The 18012-nt window shown below is 62.0% G+C and carries 13 protein-coding genes and 1 pseudogene; 2 read left to right on the forward strand and 12 right to left on the reverse strand.

Annotated elements, in window-relative coordinates:
* Positions 1-108: 108 nt before the first annotated feature.
* From QF045_RS07670 to QF045_RS07695, 6 genes and pseudogenes are all read right to left on the reverse strand, one after another.
* Positions 109-1605, reverse strand: a complete 1497-nt coding sequence (locus QF045_RS07670) for a sensor domain-containing diguanylate cyclase (RefSeq protein ID WP_306491680.1) — start codon at positions 1603-1605, stop codon at positions 109-111.
* A 188-nt stretch (positions 1606-1793) separates the two neighbouring features.
* Positions 1794-3116, reverse strand: a complete 1323-nt coding sequence (locus QF045_RS07675; protein ID WP_306491681.1) for an OprD family porin — start codon at positions 3114-3116, stop codon at positions 1794-1796.
* A gap of 279 nt (positions 3117-3395) precedes the next feature.
* Positions 3396-4766: a heavy metal sensor histidine kinase gene (locus QF045_RS07680; protein WP_306491682.1), complete on the reverse strand. Its 1371-nt coding sequence runs from the start codon at positions 4764-4766 to the stop codon at positions 3396-3398.
* Positions 4756-5448 carry a heavy metal response regulator transcription factor gene (locus QF045_RS07685; protein WP_306491683.1) on the reverse strand — a complete coding sequence of 231 codons (693 nt, stop codon included), beginning with the start codon at positions 5446-5448 and terminating at the stop codon, positions 4756-4758. Before QF045_RS07685 ends, QF045_RS07680 begins: the two co-directional genes overlap by 11 nt.
* 31 nt (positions 5449-5479) lie before the next feature.
* Complete coding sequence (locus tag QF045_RS07690; RefSeq protein ID WP_306491684.1) at positions 5480-8575, reverse strand: multidrug efflux RND transporter permease subunit; 3096 nt, start codon at positions 8573-8575, stop codon at positions 5480-5482.
* Positions 8572-9739: pseudogene (locus QF045_RS07695) on the reverse strand (efflux RND transporter periplasmic adaptor subunit). The gene QF045_RS07690 and the pseudogene QF045_RS07695 overlap by 4 nt, the downstream one beginning before the upstream one ends.
* 214 nt (positions 9740-9953) lie before the next feature.
* Here QF045_RS07695 and QF045_RS07700 point away from each other — a divergent pair.
* Both QF045_RS07700 and QF045_RS07705 read left to right on the forward strand, forming a co-directional pair.
* Positions 9954-10187: a hypothetical protein gene (locus QF045_RS07700; RefSeq protein ID WP_306491685.1), complete on the forward strand. Its 234-nt coding sequence runs from the start codon at positions 9954-9956 to the stop codon at positions 10185-10187.
* A 165-nt stretch (positions 10188-10352) separates the two neighbouring features.
* Positions 10353-11159 (forward strand): transporter substrate-binding domain-containing protein, encoded by an 807-nt coding sequence (locus QF045_RS07705; protein ID WP_306491686.1) that lies wholly within the window; start codon positions 10353-10355, stop codon positions 11157-11159.
* On the opposite strand, the gene QF045_RS07710 is transcribed toward QF045_RS07705, so the two are convergent.
* The 6 genes from QF045_RS07710 to QF045_RS07735 all read right to left on the reverse strand — a co-directional run bounded on the left by QF045_RS07710 (position 11137) and on the right by QF045_RS07735 (position 17943).
* The gene (locus QF045_RS07710) at positions 11137-11880 is read right to left on the reverse strand and encodes a YkgJ family cysteine cluster protein (RefSeq protein ID WP_306491687.1); all 744 of its coding nucleotides are present in this window, start codon (positions 11878-11880) and stop codon (positions 11137-11139) included. The two genes, QF045_RS07705 and QF045_RS07710, sit on opposite strands and share 23 nt — an antisense overlap.
* A 108-nt stretch (positions 11881-11988) precedes the next feature.
* Complete coding sequence (locus tag QF045_RS07715) at positions 11989-12471, reverse strand: N-acetyltransferase (RefSeq protein WP_306491688.1); 483 nt, start codon at positions 12469-12471, stop codon at positions 11989-11991.
* 3 nt (positions 12472-12474) lie between these two features.
* Positions 12475-13377 (reverse strand): chemotaxis protein CheV, encoded by a 903-nt coding sequence (locus QF045_RS07720; protein ID WP_306491689.1) that lies wholly within the window; start codon positions 13375-13377, stop codon positions 12475-12477.
* Between the two features lie 168 nt (positions 13378-13545).
* Positions 13546-14520, reverse strand: coding sequence for a D-glycerate dehydrogenase (locus QF045_RS07725; RefSeq protein ID WP_306491690.1), 975 nt, complete (start codon positions 14518-14520; stop codon positions 13546-13548).
* Between the two features lie 184 nt (positions 14521-14704).
* Complete coding sequence (locus tag QF045_RS07730; RefSeq protein ID WP_306491691.1) at positions 14705-15673, reverse strand: LysR family transcriptional regulator; 969 nt, start codon at positions 15671-15673, stop codon at positions 14705-14707.
* Between the two features lie 74 nt (positions 15674-15747).
* Positions 15748-17943, reverse strand: coding sequence for a hypothetical protein (locus QF045_RS07735; RefSeq protein ID WP_306491692.1), 2196 nt, complete (start codon positions 17941-17943; stop codon positions 15748-15750).
* Positions 17944-18012: the final 69 nt, after the last annotated feature.

The raw sequence follows: 18012 nt of genomic DNA on the forward strand, positions 1-18012 counted from the left end.
GTAGGAGCGAGCTTGCTCGCGAAGGTCGTCAATGCTGACGCTGGCAATCTGGTTGAACGCGGTGTCTTTGGGTTTTTCGCGAGCAAGGGCTAGCCGCCCGCCTCGCTCCTACAAGGGCAGGGTTGACGCATCCACGATCCGATTACGCCCCGTGTGCTTGGCCTCGTACAGCGCCTGGTCGGCCCTGAGCAGCAGGTTCTCGAGGGACAGGCCGCTGCGCTTTTCCCAGGTGCTCATGCCGATGCTCACCGTTATCGGCTGCTCATCCCACGCCACCCGCGGCAGATGCTCAACACCACTGCGAATATGCTCGGCGATCACCCATGCGCCCTTGGCGTCAGTATGGGGCAGCACCACGGCGAATTCTTCGCCGCCGTAACGTGCCGCCAGGTCGGCCGGGCGGCGGATATTGCTGTCAATCACCTGCGCCACCGTGCGCAGCGCATTATCCCCGCCCTGGTGTCCATGGCGGTCGTTGAAGGCCTTGAAGTGGTCCACGTCGATCATCAATACCGTCAGCGGCTCGGTTGAGCGTTGGGCGCGCTCCCATTCCAGGCGCAGGCGTTCGTCGAGGGTACGGCGGTTGGCCAGGCCGGTGAGGGCGTCGGTGCCTGCCAGTTCTGACAGCACCTGCTCAGCCCGGTGGCGGCGTCGCAGCTCCATGCACAGCGCCCAGGTCAACCACAACAGGCCAATGCATAACACCCCCGTCGCGAGGCTGACCATCCAGGCCGCCCTTCGCCATGGCGCGAACACTTCATCACTGGCCAGGGCCACCGCCACGATCAGCGGTAAATCGCCCACGTTCGAGAAACTGTAGAGGCGAGGGTGGTTGTCGACGCTGGAGACGCTGCGAAAGTTGCCGTCCCGCTCGCGCAGCATGCGTGCCACATTGGGCCGCTGGCTCAGGTCCTTGTTGATGATATCCACTTCCAGCAACGGCTCTTGTGCCAGCAGGATGCCTTGATGGTTGAGCAGGTTGATGGTGCTGTTGCTGCCGATATTCAGGCTGCTGAACAGTTGGTGGAAGTACGACAGACGCATGGAGGCGACGGCTACCCCCAGGAAACCCCCGTCCGGTGACGAAACGCGGCGACTGAATGCAATGCGCCAGGGGTCATCGCATTCACAGCGGGCCCTGAACGGTCGGCTGACATACAGGCCAATGCCGGGATTGTCGCGATGTATCTGGAAATAGTCCCGGTCGGCGAAGTTGCCGGACTTGGGCGTGAGCAAGGATGAGTCGGCGATTACCTCGCCACTCGCGTCCAGCAGCAGGATATCGCCCTTGTACGGCGCTGCGGCGGAGCGGTCGAACAGCACCAGGTGTCGGATGCTTGCGGACACACCTTGCAGGTCAGTGCGTTCAGTCGCGGCGATCAGGCCCTTGAGGGCCATGTCATAGAGCTCGACGTTGCGCAGCACATCGGCATCGATCAACTGAGTGATGGTGTTGGCGTTGCGCTTGGCCGTCTGCAGCGTGTTGGCGTGTTCACGAATCAACAGTGCGGTGACGATCCCCACGATCAGCAACACCGTGAGGGTGCTGCCCAGAATCAGCAAGCGCTCCGGGCGGCGGGTAAGGCGGGTAAGGCTTGAACTCATCGGGCGTACTTCTGCTCTGAGGATGCCTTTAGCGTAGTAGCAACTCTGAAAGATGGCGCAGAACACAAAAATGTGGGAGGGGGCTTGCTCCCGATGGCGGCGAATCAGTCAAAGTGTTGTTGACTGACACTCCGCCATCGGGAGCAAGCCCCCTCTCACATTGGATCTGTGTAGTTATTCAGATGGGGTTAGAACACGTTGATCGGATAATCCACAATCACGCGGTATTCATCCACATCCCGATCCACGGCTGAGTAGCCCTGGCCTCCGCGGTTGGTCGCCCATTGCAGGCGTACCGCCAGGTCTTTGGCCTTGCCGCCTTGCACCACGTATTTCAAGTCGATATCCCGCTCCCAGTGTTTAGCGTTCTTGCCATCGGCGCTGTACCAGTTGCTGTAGCCACGGCTGTTCGGGTCGACGCGGGTCAGGTCGGTCTTGCCGCTGCTATACGACACGGCAGAGGTGAGGCCGGGCAGGCCCAGGCCGGCGAAATCATAGGCGTACTTGAGCTTCCACGAACGCTCGTTGGGGCCGTTGAAGTCCGAGTACTGCTGGGAGTTGTCCAGGTACACGCTGTCGCCCTGGGTGATGTAGTCGAACGGCGTGTTGCCGTTGACCCGCTGGTAGGCGGCAGTGAAGCTGTGGTTGCCCACGCCCAGGGTGAGATGCAGGCTGTAGGTGTTGTTGTCGATATCGCCCAGCAGTGCCTGGCCGGTGTCCTGGGTGTGGTAGTAATGCAGGCCGGGGGTCAGGCTGACCAGGTCGTTCAGGGCATAGGTGTATTCAAGGTCGTAGTAGTACTGGTGCCACACGTCCTTGAGTTCGGAGGCGTACAGGTTGCTGGTCAGCCCGGCGATGCCGCTGAACGACACGCCCGCCCAGTCCAGGTGCTGGCTGTCGGCATTGGCGGGCAATGCGCCGTAGCTGGTGCCGATGCGCCGATGACCGCTCTGGTTGTAGAGCTTGGTGAAGCTGGCCTGGCCGCCTTCGAACATCCAGCCATCGAGGCTGTGGTTGGTCAGGCTCACGCCGCGAAACGTTTGGGGCAGCATGCGGGTCAGGCCGCCGGCGATCACCGGGTTGTTGAGGAACAGGTCGCCGGCTTTCAATTCGGTATCGAACGCACGCATTTTCAGGGTGCCGCCAGCGGTGGAGAACGCGCCGGGCGCCTTGCCGTTGCCGCTGCCGTACGGAAGGATGCTGGAACCGTCGGTGCCGCCGCCGCCGTCGAGCTTGAGGCCGAGCATGGCGTTGAGGTCCAGGCCGAAACCGACGGTGCCCTGGGTGTAGCCGGATTCGAAGGTGCCGATAAAGCCCTGGCCCCATTCCTTGCTGTCATCGGTGTGAATGTCGCGACGGTCGCGATTCATGTAGTAGTTGCGGGTGTTGATCTTGAGGTGCGAACCCTCGACAAAACCTTCTTCGGGCGTGGCGTCTGCCGCGTGGGCAAGGGGGATGATCGTTGCTGCGATTGCGAGGAATAACGGGGTGAACGTCAGCGAGTTCTTCACCGGTGGAGCTCCTTGGGTCAATCATTAACGGCCAATGTCGTGGGGGTTGCCTGGCCTTTTTTTACGGCAAAAAAAAGCCGCTGAAGTCAGCGGCTTTAAGACAGATTCCCAGTGTAGAGCCCTGGAAATAAGTCGAGGGAAATTCGGGTGAGCGGGTAGCTGTCTTTGCCGTCGCGCTCATCGATGCGTCAAAGTAACGCAGGCGAGCGGTGCGATATAGAGTGTAACAAGATAATGACTGTTGCCCAAATCGCAACAGTTGGCTTGAGGGCGGCACATTTAAAGGTGGGAGGGCAGGGAAATGCCGAAGGTATTGCCGCCGCCTTCGCTGCGCACAAACACATCGCCGCCGTGCATCAGGGCAATCGCCTTGACGATGGCCAAGCCCAATCCGTGATTCGCGCCGCTGTTGCTGCGCGATGCATCCACGCGATAGAAACGCTCGAACAGGCGCGGCAAGTGTTCGCTGGCAATCGCATCGCCCGGGTTGGTCACGCCGATGGTGACCCAGTGGTGCTGAGCTTCAATATTCACCTCAATGACGCTCCCCGGCGCTGTGTGCTGCACCGCATTGCTCAACAGGTTGATCAGCGCGCGGCGCAGGTGGGCTTTTTCGATGTGCACCTGGGCGTCACCCTGCACCCGCACCTGGACTTGGGCGTCTTCGAGGATGAAATCCAGGTAGTCGAGGGTGGTAGCGACTTCGTCGGCCAGGGAGCTTTCGATCAGCTTGGTGGCCTTGCTGCCCTGATCGGCGCTGGCGAGGAACAGCATGTCGTTGATGATCGAGCGCAGCCGCTCCAGCTCTTCCAGGTTCGACTGCAGCACTTCGAAGTAATGCTCGGCCGAACGCCCGCGGGTCAGCGCGACCTGGGTCTGGCCGATCAGGTTGGTCAGCGGCGAACGCAGTTCATGGGCCACGTCGGCATTGAACGACTCAAGGCGCGAGTAGGCGAGTTCGACGCGGTCGAGGGTGGCGTTGAACGAGTTGACGAACTGGCTCAGTTCCGGCGGCAGCGGTGACAATTGCAGGCGCCCGGAGAGTTTCGGTGGCGCGAGTTTCTGTGCCTCGTCCGAGAGTTTCTCCAGTGGCTTGAGGCCGATGCGTGACACCCAGAAGCCCAGTAACGAGGCCAGGACCACACCGACCAGCGCCAGACTGATCAACGCCACCAGCAGATGGTGCTGGGTGGCGCGGAAATTCTCGGTGTCGATGGCGATCATGAAGCGCAGCGGCGGGCGTTGGTCCTTGGCGGCGAACTGGCTCACCAGTACCTTGAACGGATAATCGTGGCCGGGCAGGTGCAGGTCGCGCTTGCCGGTGGGGCCCTGGGCAAACGCACGGATCTGCGCGTCCGGGTCACCGTATTCGTAATTCGGGTCGCTGCTGACCACCCAGAAGCGAATGCGCTTGTCCTCTTCCCCCAGCAGCTTGAGCTTGGCCTTGATCTTGACCCAATGCTCCGGCGTACCGAAGCGGTTCACCGAGGATTCGAGCACGCTGTAGCGCGCATCCAGCTCCGCCCCCGGCAACAGGCCCAGGCCGCGGTCCACTTGCTGATACAGCGCGCCGCCGATCAGCACGAAGATCAGCAGCGCCACCAGGGTGAACATGCCGCTCAGGCGCAGGGCGATGGAGTTAGCGACCACTTTGGTTTTCCAGCATGCGGTTCTCCAGCACGTAGCCCATGCCACGAATGGTGTGCAGCAGCTTGTGCTCGAACGGCCCATCGAGTTTGGCGCGCAGGCGCTTGATCGCCACTTCGACCACGTTGGCGTCGCTGTCGAAATTGATGTCCCAGACCATCTCGGCTATTGCCGTCTTGGACAGGATTTCACCCTGGCGCCGCGCCAACACGCTGAGCAACGAGAACTCCTTGGCGGTCAGGTCCAGGCGCACCCCGTTGCGACTGGCCTTGCGGCTGATCAGGTCGATCCACAAGTCGGCAACCGTCACCTGCACCGGCTCATGGCCGCCGCTGCGCCGGGTCAGCGCTTGCAGGCGCGCCACCAGTTCCAGGAACGAAAACGGCTTGCCCAGGTAGTCGTCGGCGCCTTCGCGCAGGCCGCGAATGCGGTCTTCCACGCGCTCGCGGGCGGTGAGCATGATCACCGGCGTCTGTTTGCGTGCACGCAATGCACGCAACACGCCGAAACCATCGAGCGCCGGCAGCATCACGTCGAGCACGATTACCGCGTAGTCGTTCTCCAGCGCCAGGTGCAACCCTTCGACGCCTTCGCGCGCAACGTCGACGGTGTAGCCTTGCTCTGTCAGGCCGCGGTGCAGGTAGTCCGCGGTTTTTTCTTCATCTTCAATGATCAGGACGCGCATGAGCCTTTTGTTCCAGGGCGGGGCCTTGGCCTCAATGTGGGGTCGCCAGCGGGAGCGCCGGTGTGGGCCGATGGAAAAATTTTTCAAGGTACAAGTATATGACCGGCGTGGTGAACAGCGTCAGCGCCTGGCTCACCAGCAAGCCGCCGACCACCGCGATCCCCAATGGCTGGCGCAGCTCCGCACCGGGGCCTGAACCGAGCATCAGCGGCACTGCGCCCAGCAGGGCGGCGAGGGTGGTCATGATGATCGGTCGGAACCGCGTGACACAGGCTTCGTAGATCGCTTCCTCAGGCGCCAGGCCACGTACGCGCTGGGCCTCCAGGGCGAAGTCGATCATCAGGATGCCGTTTTTCTTGACGATACCGATCAACAGCACCAGGCCGATCAGGGCCATGATCGAAAAGTCCTGGCCCAGCAGCCACAGCATGATCAACGCACCCAGGCCCGCCGAGGGCAAGGTGGAAATGATCGTCAGCGGGTGCACGAAACTCTCGTAGAGCACGCCCAGGATGATATAGACCGCGACCAGTGCCGCGAGGATCAGCCACGGCTGGCTGGCCAGCGAACTCTGGAATGCCTGGGCCGCGCCCTGGAAATTACCGATGATGGTACTGGGCATGCCAATCTCGTTCTTGGCCTGGTTGAGCATGATCACCGCATCCCCCAGCGCCACGCCGGGGGCCAGGTTGAACGACAGGTTCGCGGCGGGGAACATGCCGTCATGGCTGATGGACAACGGCCCCACGCTGGGCGGGTCGACCCTGGCCAGCGCCGACAGGGGCACCATCTCGTTGGTCAGCGGCGAGCGCAGGTAAAAATAGTTCAGGCTCTCGGTCTTGCCGCGCTGTTGACGGTCCAGCTCCAGCACCACTTGGTACTGGTTGATCTCGGTCTGGTACTCGTTGATCTGGCGCTGGCCAAAGGCGTCGTAGAGGGCCTGGTCGACGTCGGTGGCGGTCAGGCCGAAACGTGCGGCGGCCTGGCGGTCGATGCTGATGTGGGTGATGCTGCCGCCCAGTTGCAGGTCGTTGGACAGGTCACGAAACGCCGGGTTGCCGCGCAGTTTTTCGGTGAGGCGCTGGGTCCAGATGTTCAGCGTCGGGCCGTCGTTGCTCTTGAGCACATACTGGTACTGGGCGCGGCTGGGGCCGGAGCTCAAGTTGATGTCCTGGCCGGCACGCAGGTACAAGACGATGCCGGGCACCTTCGCCAGTTGCGGGCGGATGCGGTCGATGAACTGACTGGCGGAAACGTCCCGATCGGCGCGGTCTTTCAGGGCAATCCAGAAGCGGCCGTTGGCGATGGTCTGGTTGCTGCCGGTGACACCCACGGAGTGGGAGAAGGCTTGCACCGCCGGGTCGGCCTTGACGATGTCGGCCAGCGCCTTGTGCTTGGCGACCATGTCCGGGTACGACACATCGGCCGCCGCCTCGCTGGTGCCCAGCACAAAACCGGTGTCCTGCACCGGGAAGAATCCCTTGGGGATAAAGATGTAACCGACCACGGCCAGGGCCAGTGTCACCACGAAGATCGCCGCCATGGTGCGTTGATGGGCAAGGGCACGCCGCAGGTTGCGCGCGTAACCGGCCAGCAGGCGCTCGCTGAACGTAGGCTTGGCATGAGCAGAATGGGTCGGCGCACGCATGAACAGTGCGGCGAGGGTGGGCGCCAGGGTCAGCGAGACCACCACCGAAATCAGGATGGTCGAGGTAGCCGTCAGCGCAAACTCCTTGAACAGCCGCCCGACCACGCCGCCCATGAACAGCAGCGGAATGAACGCTGCCACCAGCGAGAAGCTGATGGACACCACGGTAAAGCCGATTTCGCCCGAGCCTTTGATCGCGGCTTCGCGCTTGCCCAGGCCGGCTTCCAGGTGACGGTGGATGTTTTCAACCACGACAATCGCATCATCCACCACAAAGCCCACCGCAATCACGATGGCGACCAGGGTCAGGTTGTTCAAGCTGAAGCCCATCACATACATCAGCGCGAAACTGGCCACCAGCGATACGCCGAGCACGGCAGACACAATCAGCGTGGCCGACAGTTGGCGCAGGAACAGCGCCATCACCGCCACCACCAGCAGGATGGCGATCAGCAAGGTCATTTCCACTTCATGCAGCGAGGCGCGGATGGTCTTGGTGCGGTCGGTCAATACGCTGACCTGCACCGTCGCCGGCAGCATGGCTTCCAGGCGTGGCAGTGCTTGCTGGATGCGGTCGACCGTGTCGACGATATTCGCCCCCGGCTGGCGCGAAATCACCAGGTTGACCCCCGGTGTATCGCCGGACCAGGCCTGCACGTAGGCGTTTTCCGAACCGTTGATGACCTTGGCGATATCGCGCAGTTGTACCGGCGCGCCGTTCTTGTAGGACACGATCAACTGGCCGTATTCGTCGGGGTGAAACAGTTGATCGTTGGTCGACAGGGTCGACACGCTGTTGGCGCCGTAGATCGCGCCTTTGGCCAGGTTCAGGCTCGACTGCTGGATGGCCAGGCGAATGTCCGCCAGCGTCAGGCCGACCGCCGCGAGTTTGTCAGGGGAGGCTTGCACGCGAATCGCCGGGCGCTGCTGGCCGGTGATGTTGATCTGGCCGACACCGTCGATCTGGCTGATCTGGCGCGCCAGCAGGGTTTCCACGTAGTCGCTCAGTTCGGTGCTCGGCATGCTGTCGGAGCTGACGCTGAGGATCAACACCGGGCTGTCGGCCGGGTTGACCTTCTTCCAGGTCGGCAGGCTTGGCATATCGCTGGGCAGCTTGCCCGATGCGGTGTTGATCGCCGCCTGGACTTCCTGGGCGGCGGTGTCGATGCTCTTATCCAAGGTGAACTGCAGGGTCAGCAGGCTGGAGCCCAGGGCGCTGCTGGAGGTCATCTGGGTCATGCCGGGGATGGCGCTGAATTGCACTTCAAGCGGAGTCGCCACCGACGAGGCCATGGTGTCCGGGCTGGCACCGGGCAGTTGGGCGGTGACCTGGATCGTCGGAAATTCCGCTTCCGGCAGTGGCGCCACGGCCAGGCGCGGGAAGGCAATGATCCCCAGCAGCACCAGGGCAAAGGTCAGCAGCAGGGTGGCGACCGGGTGATCAACACACCAGGCCGAGGGCGAGCGGCTGCCGCTCATGGCTGCACCGTGGCGTCAGCGGTCTGGATTATTTGCGGCGGCTCCTTGAGCACTTCCACCAGGGCGCCGGCCTTGAGCCGCGATTGGCCATCGCTGACCAGCATGTCCCCGGCCTGCACGCCCTTGATGATGTTCACCTCGCTGTTCTGGTAAGTGACCTGCACGGGCACCACTTCCACCTTGTCGCCGTTCAACCGGTACACGAAATGCGAGTCCAGGCCACGCTGCACCACCGTCGGCGGCACCACCAAGGCGTTCTTGTCGACAGCGGTCTGGATCTTGATGGTCACCAGTTGTCCCGGCCACAGCTTCTGTGCGCTGTTCGGGAACTCGGCCTTGGCGCGCAGGGTGCCGGTGGTGGAGCTGATCTGGTTGTCGATCAGGCTCAAGTGGCCTTCCCCCAACAGGTCGCCGGTCTGGCCGTCGGTATCGGCCCCCAGGTAGGCATCGACGCTGGCTTTTTCAGGGGCGGCGATCAGGCCTTGCAGGGTCGGCAGCATTTGCTGGGGCAGGGAGAACTCGACGGCGATCGGGTCGATCTGGGTGACGGAGAACAACCCTTGGGTGTCGCTCATGCGCAGGAAGTTGCCTTCATCCACCGTGCGAATGCCGACGCGCCCACTGACGGGGGAGCGAATCTGGGTGTAGGAAAGTTGTACTTGAGCCGAATCAATCGCGGCCTGGTTCCCCTGCACCGTGGCTTTGAGTTGGTTTACCAGCCGCCTGCTGCTGATCGTAGGTCTGCTTCGACACGCCGTCGTCGACACTCAGCTCCTTGTAGCGCTTGAGGTTGACCAGCGCCACTTGCAGTTGCGCCTGGCTCTCGCCCAGTTGTGCCCTGGCCTGGTCAAGGCTGGCGCGGATCGAGCGGTCATCGATGCTCGCCAGCAAGTCGCCGGCCTTTACCTGTTGGCCTTCCTTGACTCGTAACTGAGTGAGGATGCCGTCGATCTGCGGGCGGATTACCACGCTGTGCAACGACAACACCGAACCAATGCCGCTGACGAACCGCGGGACATCCTGTTGCGCCACGCTCACCACGCGCACCGGAATTGCGCTGGGCGCCGCCAACCGAGCCTTGGCGGGCCGAGTCAAGGTCCAGGCTGCGATGGCCAGAACCAGGAGGGCGCCCACCAGCAGGGCCGTGTTTCGTTTTATGTGCATAGGTACGGCGCCAGGCAAAGGGTCGGGAGCGTTAAATGACCGTTATAGCCTTTTGATTTGGTCAGCACAGTGACGGCTATCTGACAGCGCTGTCAGTTTAGCGCAGACCATTCGTACGACGACGCTTAAAGATCCATGAAGCGCAGGTATACTGCGCGCCACTGGGGCCCGCTCGCCGGGCCCGCTTGATCTTTTGCGCACCCCGGAGCCCCCCATGACTTCCCCAGCCCAACCCCCTGTCGACGTGGCCGAATCCGTCGACTCGGTCGATGTCGACGGCGTTGAAAAAGCCGAAATTGCGGCGTTCAAGTTCCCTTTCAAACCGGGTGAGCTGGCGGGCGCCAAGCAGGCCGGTCAGCCCTGGTACAAAGGTGGCGCCAAGAACGGCCATACTAAAACGCCAGGCATGGCGCCGCCGGGCACGCGCCGTTCGATGGGTAAACGTTGAGAGTAATACTCAGCCGCGCCGTATAGGCAGTTGCCTACAACTCACGTCGACATTTCTGCTTGTAGGCCCGCCACCCTTTCTTGAAAGCTTGCCCAGCATCGCCGCGCCCTGATCATCCGTATCGGGACATGGCGACGCCGCTCTCTCCGGAAAAGGATGTTTCCTGTGGCCCTGATACTTGTCTGTATGGCGCTTGCCCTCTTGCTGTCCGTGGAGGCCGCCGCCGCCGAGCCGCCGCGACGCGAAATTCGCTTCGCCGTCGCCGCGCATTTCCCCCCATTTCAAAGCCGTAATCCGCAAGGGCAACTGGTGGGGCTCAATATCGAATTGGGTAATGCCCTGTGCGTGCAGCTCAATGTGCAGTGCACCTGGGTCGACCAGGTCGTCATGGAAAACTTCCCCGCCCTCGACGCCAGGAAATTTGACGCGATCATGGGGATGGCCCCGACCTTGAGTCGGCAGCAGTGGGTCAATTTCAGCGATGACCTCTACCCGATCACCACCCGGCTGGTGGCCCGCAAAACCTCTGGCTTGAGCCCCGACAGACGGGTACTCAGGGGCAAGCGGGTCGGGGTTCTGGTCAGGAGCAATCGCGAAGCCTTTGCCCTGTCGCAGTGGATGCCGGCGGGCGTGATCATCGAGAGCTACTGGCTCAACGACCAGCTGGTGCGCAGCCTGGTCGCGGGCGAGATCGATGCGACGCTGCAGGGGGCCGTGGAAATCCGCGAGGCATTGCTCGATACGCCTGAAGGCATGGATTTCGACTTCATAGGCCCGCCGGTATCCTCTGACCTATTGGGCAATAGTGTCGCGATCGCACTGCGCAAGACCGACACCGTGTTGCGTACTGAACTCAACCATGCGCTTGAACAGCTCAAGCACAATGGCGAATACCAGCGCATCCTCCAGCCCTACCGTCTCGATACAACGCCCATCGACCCCTCAGGCCTCAAGCTGCCCGCAACGGAATAAACGCGTAATTGGCCGGCACCTCGGTGGCAATCTGCGCCCCGGCATCCAGCAGTTGTTCGGCAATGTCCATCCCCGAGACATGAAACACCCACTCACTGGCGGTGAGGGGCTGGGCGGTTGCCAACGTAATGGCTTGGGTAAACGCATTCATGTCCGGCAGGTACGCCGTGAACCCGTCGCCCTTGAGGGCCGTGGTACGAATCCCCAACAAGGCACACACCGCCTCCTTGGTCTGCACATCGTCACGGTCGGCCTGGCGTGAACGGCGGATCAATTCAGCCAGTTCAGCATCCATCAGCTCACCGCCAACGATCAACGCCGGCCCCTGTTCCCAGGACTCTGGAGGGCAATCCTTGGCGCTCGGGTTCAGCGGGATGTGCGGATTGATCTCCATCGGATAGATCCGACACACCAGCGGGCGTCGTTCGTAGATACCGCAGCGATTGTCTTCGTCAAGATTCCGACAGCGTCCGGCGTTGTAGGCGGCAAAGGTAATCGCCACCCATGCCTGGGTGCTGCCGCTGGGTACCACCACTGAGCGGCGTTCGGCATGTTCGCGTTGCTGTTGGGGCAAACCCAGGCCGCTGGCGAGGAAACCTTCAACCAGAACAATGACATTGCCGCCGTCCGCCGCCCAGTGTCGGGCTTCGTCGAGGGTCAGGGGCACGTGGTGATCGGAGCAGCATTTGCCGCAACCTACGCAGGAAAAGTGAGTGTTCATGGCGGATCTTTTACCAGGCAAGGTCAGAGGGCAGACTTGAGCGGTGACGGGTTTTTACCTCTATCCACCGCTTGGGCTCTCTGAAAGCAAGTTATGCGCCAGTGAACATCAGTGCTCAGGAATCACGTCGCGCAGGACGAGCCGCATGCCTGCGCTTTCATACAGCTGCCGCGCGCGCAGATTGGTCTCCCGCACCTTGAGGTCCACATAAGGTTCGCCGCGCTGCTTGAACACGTGAAAGGCATGAAGCAACAACGCTCGGCCAAGCCCCTGGCCCTGGGCGCAGGGATGCACCGACAGGTTTTTGATAAAGGCACTGGTCCAGCACTGGGCTACGCCGAGAATGCCCTCGGCGTTACTGGCCACCAGGCACAGCGTGGGGTCGAACTCGGCATCGGTAACGAATTGCCGGCGCCATTGTTCAAGGCCTGCGACACGGCCACCGCCCTGGTCCTGGGTCATGCGCAATACCGCATGGACCGCCGGGGCCAGTTCATCGCGGTAGTGATCCAGCTGCGTCTGGGGCGGCCACTGCGGCGAGGGCAGGCTGCCGGTAAGGTCGCGTCGCAGCAGCAGGAAATACTCGGCCAAGGCTTACAAACCCTTTTGCGCCACGGTTTGCGCCGCCACCACCAGGCACTTGGTCAACTCGGGGGAGGAAAACTTGGTCAGCACCGCATCGGCACCGGCCAGGCGGGCTTTCTCACTGTTCATCGCACTGTCCAGGGAGGTGTGCAGCAGCACGTAGAGCTGCTGGAAGTCCGGGGTTTCGCGCAACGTGCGGGTGAGGGCATAGCCGTCCATCTCGGACATTTCGATGTCTGACACCACCACATTGATCTGCTCGCCCGTGCCTTGCAGCTCCAGCAGCACATCGATGGCCTCTTTGGCGCTACGCGCGGTGTGACAGGTCAGGCCGAGGTTGCGCAGGGTGTGCACCGATTGCTGCAGCGCCACCTGGCTGTCATCGACCACCAGGATGCGGGCATGGCCGAGCGCTTCGGCTTCATCCATGGTCAGGTCGGTCGGCGCGGCTTCGATCGGCGCCGGGGCGATGCCATGGATGACTTTCTCGATATCCAGCACCTGCACCAGGCCACCTTCCACCTGGGTCACCCCGGTGATAAACGCGCGATTGCCGCCGGAGCCATAGGGCGGAGGGCGGATATCGGTGGTCAGGCAGTGCACGATCTTGCTCACCGCCTGCACATGCAGGCCCTGCTTGGAGCGGCTGACATCAGTGACGATCAGGCAGCCGCCGTCCGGGTCCTGCAACGGCATCTCACCCAAGGCTCGGCTCAGGTCGATCACGGCCAGCGAGTTACCGCGCAGCGTGGCAATGCCTTTGACGTGTGGGTGTGACTCCGGCAGCTTGGTCAGCGGCGGGCAGGGAATGATTTCGCTGACTTTCAGCAGGTTGATCGCCATCAGCTTGCCGCTGCGCAAGGTAAAGAGCAGAAGCGACAGTGAGTCTGCGCGGGCTTTGGTGGTGGACATAAAAACCTTCTGTGGATCAGGGATGACGATCTGTACACCGTTATCGACCCGGGCCCCGAAAACTGTAGGAGCGAGCTTGCTCGCGAAGACCGTCAACGATAACGCGGCGAATCTGGTTTAACGCGGTGCTCTCAGGTTCTTCGCGAGCAAGCTCGCTCCTACAGGGTGTCAGCCCTTCCACACCTGCGGGTTCACCAGGTCCTGCGGGCGTTGGCCGAGCAAGGCACTGCGCAGGTTGTCGAGGGCGCGGTTGGCCATGGCTTCGCGGGTTTCATGGGTCGCCGAACCGATGTGCGGCAGGGTCACCGCATTGCTCAATTGAAACAGTGGCGACTCGGCCAGCGGCTCTTTCTCGTACACATCCAGCCCGGCGCCACGAATGCGCTGGGTTTGCAGGGCCTCGATCAGCGCCGGTTCGTCCACCACCGGGCCACGAGAGATGTTGATCAGGATGGCGCTGGACTTCATCAGCCCCAGCTCGCGGCGGCTGATCAAGTGACGCGTCTTATCGCTCAACGGCACCACCAGGCACACGAAATCCGCCTCGGCCAGCAACTGGTCCAGGCTGCGAAACTGTGCGCCCAGCTCCTGCTCCAGTGCGCTCTTGCGGCTGTTGCCGCTGTACAGGATCGGCATATTGAAGCCCAGGCGTCCGCGTCGGGCCACGGCCGCGCCGATATTGCCCATGCCGACGATGCCCAGGGTCTTGCCGTGCACGTCGCGGCCAAACAACGGTGCGCCGACGCTGGCTTTCCACTGGCCGGCCTTGGTCCAGGCGTCCAGTTCGGCCACGCGCCGTGCGCTGCTCATCAACAGGGCGAAGGCCAGGTCGGCGGTGCTTTCGGTGAGTACGTCAGGGGTGTTGGTGAGCATGATCCCGCGTTCATTGAAGTACGCGACGTCGTAGTTGTCGTAGCCCACCGACACGCTGGACACCACCTCCAGTTTGCCTGCGCCTTCCAGCTGTTCGCGGCCCAGCTTGCGGCCTACACCGATCAGACCGTGGGCGTGGGGCAGGGCTTCGTTGAATTGGGCGTTGATGTCGCCCAACTTGGGGTTGGGCGCGATCACCTCGAAATCCTGTTGCAGGCGTTCGATCATTGGTGGGGTGACACGGCTGAAGGCCAGGACAGTCTTTTTCATGGCAGGCGGGCTCATCGACTACGGAAGAATGCCAAGCAAGCTAACATATTGTCAGGACCCCGTTGAACCCTTGTGGAAGGGGGCTTGCTCCCGATAGCAATGTGTCAGTCAGCAAATCCATAACTGACAGACCGCTATCGGGAGCAAGCCCCCTCCCACATCAATCTCTATCGTCTGCCTGGAATCAATTGGCCAAACGCGCGCCGCTGAGGCTGCCGCTCAATTCGTACGCCACCAATTCGGCCTGGTGCGCTGCGAGAATCTCCGGCAACGAACCGCGCAAGTATTCCACCCACGTTTTGATCTTGGCATCCAGGTATTGGCGCGAAGGGTAGATGGCGTACAGGTTCAGCTCCTGGGAACGGTAGTTGGGCATCACCCGCACCAGCGTGCCGTTGCGCAAACCTTCTATCGCGGCATACACCGGCAACAGGCCGACGCCCATGCCGCTGGTGATGGCGGTTTTCATGGCGTCGGCCGAATTGACCAGAAACGGCGAGCTGTTCACCGCAACGCTTTCCTGGCCTTCGGGCCCGTTGAAGGTCCATTTGTCCAGCTGGATCACCGGGCTGACCAGTCGCAGGCAGGCGTGATTGAGCAGGTCCTGGGGCCGTTGTGCGCAGCCCTTGGCTTTGACGTAATCCGGCGAGGCGCAGGCGATGCTGTAGGTGATGCCCAGGCGTTGCGAGACGAAACCGGAGTCCGGCAGTTCGCTGGCCAGCACGATGGACACGTCATAGCCCTCATCGAGCAGGTCCGGCACGCGGTTGGCGAGCGTCAGGTCGAAGGTCACGTCGGGGTGGGTGCGGCGGTAGCGGGCAATCGCGTCGATCACGAAATGCTGGCCGATGCCAGTCATGGTGTGTACTTTCAGTTGCCCGGCCGGCCGCGCATGGGCGTCGCTGGCTTCGGCCTCGGCTTCCTCGACGTAGGCGAGGATCTGCTCGCAGCGCAGCAAATAGCGTTTGCCGGCCTCGGTCAGCGCGATGCGGCGGGTGGTGCGGTTGAGCAAGCGGGTTTGCAGGTGGGCCTCAAGGTTGGAGACCGCGCGCGAGACGTTGGCAGTGGTGGTGTCCAGTTGCACGGCGGCGGCGGTGAAGCTGCCGGCCTCCGCAACGCAACTGAACGCGCGCATGTTTTGCAAAGTGTCCATGGGGTGTTCTCAAGGGAGATGACAAATTGTGACATGAAGTTGCGCGCAGGTGTGTATCCGCTCGGCTTAGCGCCTCAGGACAGCGTCCAGGCCTCACTGACTTTCGCCTCGTAGTGCGGCAGATAGGCCAGCAGTACACCATTGAACGCCGCCAGGGCCCGGCTGCGATTTTCGACGGTGGGAATTTCAGCGGCGGTGTGTGCATGCTGCGTCAGTGTTTCAACCGCCAAAGTGAGCGCCGCACTGATGCGCTTGAGCGCGTCGAGTTCGGCACTGAGCACGGTGCCGAGGTGCTGCCGGCCGATGGTGTCGAGCAATGCCTGAACGTCATCGGCGTGACGCTGCAGGTAAACGTCCCAGCCGTGTCGTTGTTCGGGTGTTTGCAAGTAGTGGCGGGCTATAGGTAGCAGGTGGTCCAGGGAATGGCTGCCCAATTGCTCCTTGACCAAGGTCTGTCGCGTGCGCAGGGACTGCAGATCAATGCCGCTGTGCTGGTTGACCCGCTCCGGCAGCGTCAGGTTGCGGTCTTTGTTCACCGTATGACGAGTGAGCAGCACCACCGGCTCACCCTGCTTGATTTTCACCCGTACGTGTGTGGACGTCGGTTTGGCGGGGTCGAGCAGCGACTCGCTGATCGAGCGGATCAGGTTGTCCCACTCGAACGTCTGATCGCCAATGGCTGACAACGCCTGGCGAAGGCTCTTTTTCACGGCATCGATGGATTTGAGCGGGGCAATATCGATCTCCAGGTAGTCGCCGCTCAGGTGTGGGTCATCCCGTTTGCGGTGACTGATTTCAATCGTCACCCCTTTGCCGGTCCCGGCCCTCGAAGACAGCGTGATGCCGGTCGAACCGATCAGCGTTTGGGACTGGGCCGTGAGTTTGTAGACGTTCAACGAATCGGGTCGAAGCAGAGCGCGATGTTGGTCGATAAAGGCGCGTATGGCGCTATCGAGCTCAGGATCGAGAGGCGGGTTTGCCTTTAGCAACACATAGCGTTCCAACAGCGAGCAGGCTTGCCGGTGGCTCGCACTCAGACTGCGGTTCAACTCGGACGCCGGTACTGCGGCGCCAGCCTGCAAGGCGAATCGCCGGCTGCTGCTGGCCACGTGGGTTTTCATCGCAGTGAGCAGCGTCAGCGGATCGTCACCCTGGCGTCTGGAACCCGCCAGTTGCTGCTGTGCCAGCGTCGGGGCCATGTCATGAAGGTCGAGGATATCCAGCACTCTGCGCAGGTGCGTACGTTGCAGGCTCAGCGCCAGTGTCGAGTTCACTTTCAATACGCTGAAAACATCCATCGCCACCTTGCTGTTCGCATTCAGAGCGATGCCTTTCTCGCTGATGAGCGGCGCCGTGGCATGGTGCAAGGCGGGCAGTTCCACCCCGGCCAGGCCTGCGCGGTTCAGTGCCTGCCGGACGTAGGGCTGACTCAGCGCTGAGTAGGCCCTGTGTCGGTGCAGTTGGTGACGATCACTCACCAGCTCGCGCAATTGCCCGAATGTGCGCCCGATGCTTTCGCTGAGCGAGGTGTTTACCGAACCACTGCGACTGTCGGCGTAATGCTCCAGGCTTGCATACGTGCGGGACGTCATGTGCCCAAGACCTAGTTGCTGCTGAGACTGGGCCTCACTCAGATTCGTGAACGTGGATTTGAGCTTTCCCTGCAGGGCGATCACACGGGTGCTTTTGATTCGCTGGTCCGGGCTGATCTGCAGGTGCGAGTCGATGGTCAGATGCGGCCCTGCCCTGAGCTGGCGCGTCGATTCCAACGGCCAGTCATAGCCAATATGACGATGGTTACTGCGTTCCCCACCCGCTTGAACATAGGCCAGCGACGTCAGTAAGTGCTGCGTCAGACGCTGATGCCTGCTGTCTCCCATCGCTGCGCGAAACTGCCATTTCAGCGCGCGGCATAGGGTGTAGTCGGCTTCGATAGCCGGGTTCCGACTGCTGCGATACCGCTTGAGCACGTGTTCGGCTTTTTTGAAGAACGCGTAGAAGCCAGGTAGCTCATCGCGCGACAGTTCCAACCGCGGTTCGCTGTTGCACAGCGTGTGGTGAAGCGCCTCTATGGCGAGCTTGTCGCGATGATCGCCGGCAAGCGGTACCAGGTTTTCCAGCACATGATCGGCTATCCAACGCACATCCCTTTGCAGAGGGAGCGTGCCGGGGCTCAAAGGCTCCGGCTCGGCGCGCAACTGCCTGTGCAGCAACGTGGCAGTGTCGTGGGCGGGCGGGCAGGTCGACAGCAGGCTGGGGGCGCAAAGCATGGAATGCTCCTGAAGCTTGGGGCTCACGATTTTGGAGGTCGGCAAGGCAGGGCGATGTAGGGCGAATTC

The organism is Pseudomonas sp. W4I3, from assembly GCF_030816195.1.
Taxonomy (GTDB): domain Bacteria; phylum Pseudomonadota; class Gammaproteobacteria; order Pseudomonadales; family Pseudomonadaceae; genus Aquipseudomonas.